The organism is Candidatus Sericytochromatia bacterium, from assembly GCA_035285325.1.
Lineage (GTDB): Bacteria > Cyanobacteriota > Sericytochromatia > S15B-MN24 > JAQBPE01 > JAYKJB01.
In genome coordinates this window covers 40,532-46,542 of sequence record JAYKJB010000098.1, presented here as the reverse complement: position 1 = coordinate 46,542, position 6,011 = coordinate 40,532, and the positions used below count along the sequence as shown (strand labels likewise).

Genomic DNA, 6,011 nt, shown 5'->3' with positions numbered 1-6,011 from the left:
GGTCGCGCGTGACGTCTCGCAACAGGGTGAGTCGTTCCTCCTGGGTGAAAAGGCCGCGTTTGCTGGTGTTCACCAGAATGGCGACGATCACCTCATCGAACAAACGACTCGCGCGTTCCAGAATGTCGAGGTGTCCGTTGGTGATCGGGTCAAAACTGCCGGGGTAAATCGCGCGGACCAATGGGACCTCCTCGCCATCAAGCGGGCAAGCGACAACCTGAGATGCTCCATTGTAGAGTTGACGCTCGCGGGGGGCAACGCTCGACCTGCCTGACCCGTGAGGCTTGAGGGCCAGCGGCCGGTTGGGCTCTCCGCCGGTTGCCAAATGCGGCGGCGCTGCTCATAATGGACCCGTCTTCCCTTGTGTGATCAGGGGGGGCAGTGCCGCACCAATTGTCGACCAAGAAGAAGGTCCAGTCATGGCAGACACCGCAGGAACCGCTCCGACATCGACCAGCGATGACATCACTCGCCGCAAATTTCTGAACCAGGCCATCAACGTGGTGGGCGCCGGTATCACCGCGATACTGGCTGTGCCCCTTACCGCTTACTTTCTGGACCCGGCGGTTCGCTCCTCGGCCAGCAAGAAGAACTGGGTCAAGCTGGGCCCGGCCAGCGATCTGACGGCGTCTCCCAAGGCGTTCAATTTCCAGACCGTGCGCACGGAAGGCTTCATGAAGCAAAACGTGAACGCCACCGCCTACGCGTTCATGGACGACGCGGGCCAACCACAAGCGCTGAGCAATACCTGCACCCATCTGGGCTGTCCTGCCGGTTGGGACGAAGCCAAGGGCAAGTTTTTCTGCCCGTGCCACGGGGGCGTTTACACCAAGGATGGAACGAACGTGGCCGGACCTCCTCCTCGCCCGCTTCCCCGTTTCGAGGCGAAGGTTGAAAACGGGGACGTCTACATCAACGCGTAATGCCGATGCCGCGATTTCCCTCGTCAAACGGACGAGATGCGGCCCATCTGTTGAACCAAGCCGGGGGCCTGACCGACTCAGGCCCCCGGCTTGATGAAGCGCCACCGCTTCCGAGGGGCACGTGACCCAGCCACTGCAAACGGTCAAAGGGACCAAAGACATTCTCCCGCACGAGACGCCACGGTGGCGGTTCGTGGAGTCTCGTGCGCAGGATGTTCTGGCGCGCTACGGCTATCGCGAAATCAGAACCCCGATTTATGAGGCGACGGAGCTCTTCGCCCGCGGCATCGGGGAGACCACGGACATCGTGGGCAAGGAGATGTTCAGCTTCGATGACCGAGGTGGTCGTCACGTCACCTTGCGGCCGGAAAACACGGCGGGCGTGGTGCGGGCTTACATTCAACACAAACTTTACACCCAACCCGCCCCACAGAAATATTGGTATTTCGGTCCCATGTTCCGAGCGGAGAACGTGCAGGCGGGACGTCAAAGGCAGTTTCACCAGCTCGGTGTCGAGTGTCTGGCCGCTCCCGATCCTTGTTGGGATGCCGAGTCGATCGCGATGGCGGCTCATTTCCTGGCTGAATTGGGTCTGAAGCCGCTGGATGCTTGGCAGCTTCAGGTCAATTCCGTGGGCTGCGACGGTTGTCGGCCAGCTTACCGGGACGCCCTTCAGCTTTTTTTGCGCTCTTGTCAGGCGGACCTGTGTCCGGACTGCCGGGTACGCACCGAGCGAAACCCGCTTCGCGTATTGGATTGTAAGGTGCCAGCCTGCCGCTCGCAGCTCCATCAGGCACCTCTGGTGGACACGGCCTGGTGCAATGATTGTCGTCAGGCATTTGCCCAGGTGGAGGAATTTCTCACCGCGGCGGGGGTCCCCTTCACCCACAACCCGCGCCTGGTCCGGGGCTTGGATTATTACAGCCGGACGGTTTTCGAATTCATCGCGTGCGGCGACCGATTGGGGGCCCAGAGCACCTTGTGCGCCGGGGGGCGCTATGATGCGCTGGTCGCGGACCTGGGTGGCCCCGCGAGCCCCGCAGTGGGATGGGCACTCGGCGTTGAACGGTTGTTGCTCGTTCTGGGAACGGAACTGCCCGGTGCCCAGCCTCCCGTCGCCGTGTTGGTCACGCCGCCGGGCACCCCGTTCAGCGAGACCTTCCGCTTGGCCTGCAGCCTTCGGTCCTGGGGCCTATCGGTGGAGATGGCGCCCGGTGGAAAATTGGAACGCCAGTTCAAACTGGCAGAGCGCTTGGGCGTTCCCTTCGCCCTGGTGGTGGGAGAAGCCGAGCTTGCCGCGGGTGAGGTCATTCTGAAAAATCTGACGACCCGCTCTCAGCAGCGAGTGCTGATCTCACGAGACGCGTTGCGCGCGGCCCTCACCTCATCGCTTCAGGAGGTCCAGTGATGCGCTCCAAGAAATTTGTGGTCGTGGCGGGGAACATCGGCAGCGGCAAGACGACGCTGACCCGATACCTCTCCAGGCACCTGGGCTTTACCCCGAGTTTCGAATCGGTGGAGGGGAATCCCTACCTGGCTGACTTTTACGATGACATGCCGCGCTGGAGTTTCCCCCTCCAGATTTATTTCTTGGGCAAACGCTTCGAGAGCCACCGACAGATCGTCGAAGGCCAGGAAAGTGTGATTCAGGATCGTTCGGTCTACGAGGACTGTGCCATCTTTGCGGAGAACCTTCGCCGAACGGGGCAAATGACGGAACGTGATTACGACAATTACCGTCAAATTTACGAGATCATGGGCAAGTTTTTTCGGCCGCCTGACTTGGTCGTCTACCTCAAGGCCAGTCTCGGCACCTTGCAAAAGCGTATCGCGATGCGGGGGAGAGATTATGAGGCGGCCATTCCCAGCGACTATCTGGCGCAGCTGAACACCCTCTATGATGACTGGATCGACAATTGGCGCCTGTCGCCCGTGGTGACGCTCCCAGCCGATGAGCTCGATTTTGTGCATAGCAGCCTGGACTGTTGTAACATCTTCGATCTGGTGGAGTCGGCCTTGGACCTTCCTCCAACGCTACCCGGACTGTTCCCTCGTCCCGAACGCGCCAGCATCTGACGGAAGCCGGGACAGTCCCTTGTCGAACGTGATTTAGCAGGACATCTGCTGGTTTTGTTCTCTGTTCACCGAGGTTTCTACGATGCTTGGCCTTTCGCTCGATGGCATATCGCTTGACGCGGTGCTCAAGATCGTCGTGATTGACCTGGTTCTGTCGGGCGACAATGCCGTCGTGATTGCCATGGCGGTCAAGTCATTGCCCCCGTCCATCGCGCGTCGGGCTGCGGTGATCGGCGCGGCCGGTGCTGTCGGTTTGCGGGTGATTTTTGCTGCGTTGGCCGCGTTTCTCCTGGCGGTGCCCTACCTGCAGGCCATTGGTGGCCTGGTACTGTTCTGGATCGCCTTCAAACTTCTGACAGAGGAGGAAGAGGCTGAAGAGCGGCATGGTGAGATCCAGAGTTTCTGGGAAGCGGTGCGTATCATCATCCTCGCCGATGTGGTCATGAGCCTCGACAACATCTTGGCGGTCGGCGGGGCTTCGCACGGCAACATCACGCTGTTGCTGTTCGGTCTGGCGTTGAGTATTCCGATCGTGCTGTTTGGCAGTCAGATTCTGACGGGCATGCTCCGCCGCTGGCCCTTGTTGGCCTATGTGGGGGCGGGGGTGCTGGCCTGGACGGCCGCCGAGATGGTGGTGCACGACAAGAAGGTCGGCCCCTTGCTGATCGCGACGGGAATACCCTATCTGGACTATGGCCTGGCTTTCCTGGCCACGGCGATGGTGCTCTTGGGGGGCTACTGGGTTACTCGCCGCCGGCCGGAAGCGGTGGAGACTTCCCAGGAGTCGGCGCTGGAGGCGGCCTCATCGGACCGCTGAGGGGACGAGACCGCACGGGCGTGCCAAGGCGCTGAATCTGTTCACCACCAACTCAGGTGGAACCGGTCGAAGGCCCTCACGGCCGCGATGATGCAGCGTTCATAGAAATCGGGTTTGACCACTGGGGTGCCTCGCTGGGTCCAGTCTCGCTCAAACATGGCTTCCAGTTCACTGGACACCGAGGGACTCAGCAGGTCGAGGTTGGTTTCGCGGAAGGTGCGGAACGCCTGATAGGTGTAGTTGGTCGAGCCCACCAGCGCCCGCTCTCCGTCGATCAGCGCCAGTTTCATATGTAACTCCTGGTCTTCCACCTGGGGCACGTACCATTTGATGGGGACTCCCGCATCTCTCAGGATATTGGCCGTCAACAGGTTCGGAGTGCCGTACAGTTTCAAGCTTTTGAAGGCATCCAGGTACTTGTGGTAGTTAGCGTTCTTATCTGCCAGTACCCGCACATCCACGTTGCGTTTGTAGGCTGCGACCAAGGCCTGCGCCACCTCCACATCCCCAAACTCAAAGATGGCCACATGCACGCTGCGTTTGGCGCCCTGGATGGCTTCAATCAGGACTTTCTTGGTGTCCTGGATATCGATGTCTGTCTTGGTCACGCGCGCCTGTCCGTTGGATACGTTTGCGGGCACGTCCAGGAGCCCAAAAAATGAAGGGGTTTTGGGGGTTTTGCTGGGCTTCGGGGTCGGTTCGGCAGGAAAGGTGGGCGGCAGACTTCCGCGCAGCCCCCAGGTGGCCGCATGAATGCCCGCCAGTTCGGCGGCGGCGGCACCCGTGACCCGGAGATAGACATCGTGGTTCATCACCCCGAGGTCTATCAGGTTCATCGTGCCCAGCATGGCCACCCGCTGGTCCACGATCACGAACTTGTTGTGGTCGATCTGGAAGCGGTTGGCCAGGGGATGCCCCGCGCGCCGGGGGAGATAGCCGATCGGGTAACTCTTGACCGAGATGCCGTTGGCCAACAGGTAGCGGACGACGGGCACGATCTGCTGGTGGGCTGAGCCGGCCAGTCCGTAGCCGGGGTCGTGCAGAATGCGGATATCGAGTCCTTCTCGTCCCTTGTTCACGAGCAACTCGGCCAATTTGCGCCCCTCGTTGCCGCCGAGCAGGAAAAGGTCCATCCAGACCGATTTCTGGGCTTGCTGGATCGTTTGGAAGACGGCGGGGAGGATTTGCCCGGCATCGATGAAAACATCGGCCTGGGTAGGGGCGAACGCCAGTGGATGGGCCACCTGATAATCTCCTGGGGCCAGCGGTAAGGGACGACTTTCGACCCCTTCAACCGGCCTGCGGGCTGCCGCGATGGCTGACATCGAGCGCCACACATCCTGGAAGACCTGCAGTTTCTCGCCGCGAGAGAGGCGACCGTCTCTGTCTTGGTCGAGTCCCTCAAAAGTCGCCTGACTCAGACCGCTCTGTGCGACGGTGACGGGAGGCCCTGCCAACACTCCCTGCAGTTCACCCAGCGCGGCCCGTTGCGCTTCCATCTCGCCCGTCGGGGAGCCACCCGCCTGCGGGGCGAGCGAACGATGGGGGCTGCTGGGATGGCTGCAGCCTGCCAACAGCAGGCCACAGATGAGGGCAAGGGAGAGGACCTGGCGGGTTGTGCGGGGCATGGGCGGTGGGGCTCCCCAGGTTTGGCAGGACTGCATGAGTTATACGCGTCCGGCCCTTGCCCCTGTCCTTTCTTTGAATTGTTTAAGCATTAATTAACCACTTGTTAACCATTTTGGGCGGCTCGTGGTAAGCAGGGGGGCCCTCCCAAGCGATGAGATCGGAAGGCCCCTTCACGGTCGGTTGACGTCGCGCGACGGGTCACTGATTCTCTGAACGTCGCGGTCGGGGCATCGCCCCCCCTGTCAGGCTCTGCCTGCGCCTCGCCTCCGGGAGGCGGGCGACCTCATCGGCGGGCCCGAGGCACCGAACGTGGAGGATGATGAAATCTTAACCATCAATCTCGAAAGAACTTGGTGGGGAGACTCATGATCCCATTATGTCGGCGTTCGTGGCCATTCGTGTCGTCGGCCCCCTTGCTCCAGTTTGTAACGGGATGTGTCCTGTCCAACCTTTGATCTGATCCGATCAGCAACCGGCCTGATCAACCAGATCCTTCCATTTCGCCTTGGGTTAGGCGCGAGACTTGAGTCGACCAAGGCGTCTGCGATCTGGATCACCGAATCAAC

General features: G+C 60.9%; 6 protein-coding genes. 4 read left to right on the top strand and 2 right to left on the bottom strand.

The features are described 5' to 3' along the window. Positions 1-181, bottom strand: a 181-nt coding sequence (locus VKP62_12805) for an adenylyltransferase/cytidyltransferase family protein (GenBank protein MEB3198073.1), incomplete at its 3' end; no start/stop codon positions are given. Between the two features lie 238 nt (positions 182-419). Between VKP62_12805 and VKP62_12800 the strand changes: the two genes are divergently transcribed. The 4 genes from VKP62_12800 to VKP62_12785 all read left to right on the top strand — a co-directional run bounded on the left by VKP62_12800 (position 420) and on the right by VKP62_12785 (position 3,816). Continuing rightward, positions 420-923 carry a ubiquinol-cytochrome c reductase iron-sulfur subunit gene (locus VKP62_12800; GenBank protein ID MEB3198072.1) on the top strand — a complete coding sequence of 168 codons (504 nt, stop codon included), beginning with the start codon at positions 420-422 and terminating at the stop codon, positions 921-923. Between the two features lie 121 nt (positions 924-1,044). Further along, on the top strand, positions 1,045-2,331 hold the full coding sequence (hisS, locus tag VKP62_12795) for a histidine--tRNA ligase (GenBank protein MEB3198071.1): 1,287 nt from the start codon (positions 1,045-1,047) through the stop codon (positions 2,329-2,331). Next, positions 2,331-2,999 (top strand): deoxynucleoside kinase, encoded by a 669-nt coding sequence (locus VKP62_12790; GenBank protein MEB3198070.1) that lies wholly within the window; start codon positions 2,331-2,333, stop codon positions 2,997-2,999. Before hisS ends, VKP62_12790 begins: the two co-directional genes overlap by 1 nt. A gap of 82 nt (positions 3,000-3,081) precedes the next feature. After that, positions 3,082-3,816, top strand: a complete 735-nt coding sequence (locus tag VKP62_12785; protein ID MEB3198069.1) for a TerC family protein — start codon at positions 3,082-3,084, stop codon at positions 3,814-3,816. A gap of 41 nt (positions 3,817-3,857) precedes the next feature. Here the strand turns inward: VKP62_12785 and VKP62_12780 are convergent, their stop codons facing one another. Then, complete coding sequence (locus tag VKP62_12780; GenBank protein MEB3198068.1) at positions 3,858-5,444, bottom strand: phosphatidylserine/phosphatidylglycerophosphate/cardiolipin synthase family protein; 1,587 nt, start codon at positions 5,442-5,444, stop codon at positions 3,858-3,860. Between the last annotated feature and the right edge of the window lie 567 nt (positions 5,445-6,011).

Excerpts from the sequence above, each read along its gene's own strand:
- VKP62_12790 (MEB3198070.1), top strand. The coding sequence starts at position 2,331 with ATGCGCTCCAAGAAATTTGTGGTCGTGGCGGGGAACATCGGCAGCGGC.
- VKP62_12785 (MEB3198069.1), top strand. The coding sequence starts at position 3,082 with ATGCTTGGCCTTTCGCTCGATGGCATATCGCTTGACGCGGTGCTCAAG.
- VKP62_12800 (MEB3198072.1), top strand. The coding sequence starts at position 420 with ATGGCAGACACCGCAGGAACCGCTCCGACATCGACCAGCGATGACATC.
- VKP62_12780 (MEB3198068.1), bottom strand. The coding sequence starts at position 5,444 with ATGCCCCGCACAACCCGCCAGGTCCTCTCCCTTGCCCTCATCTGTGGC.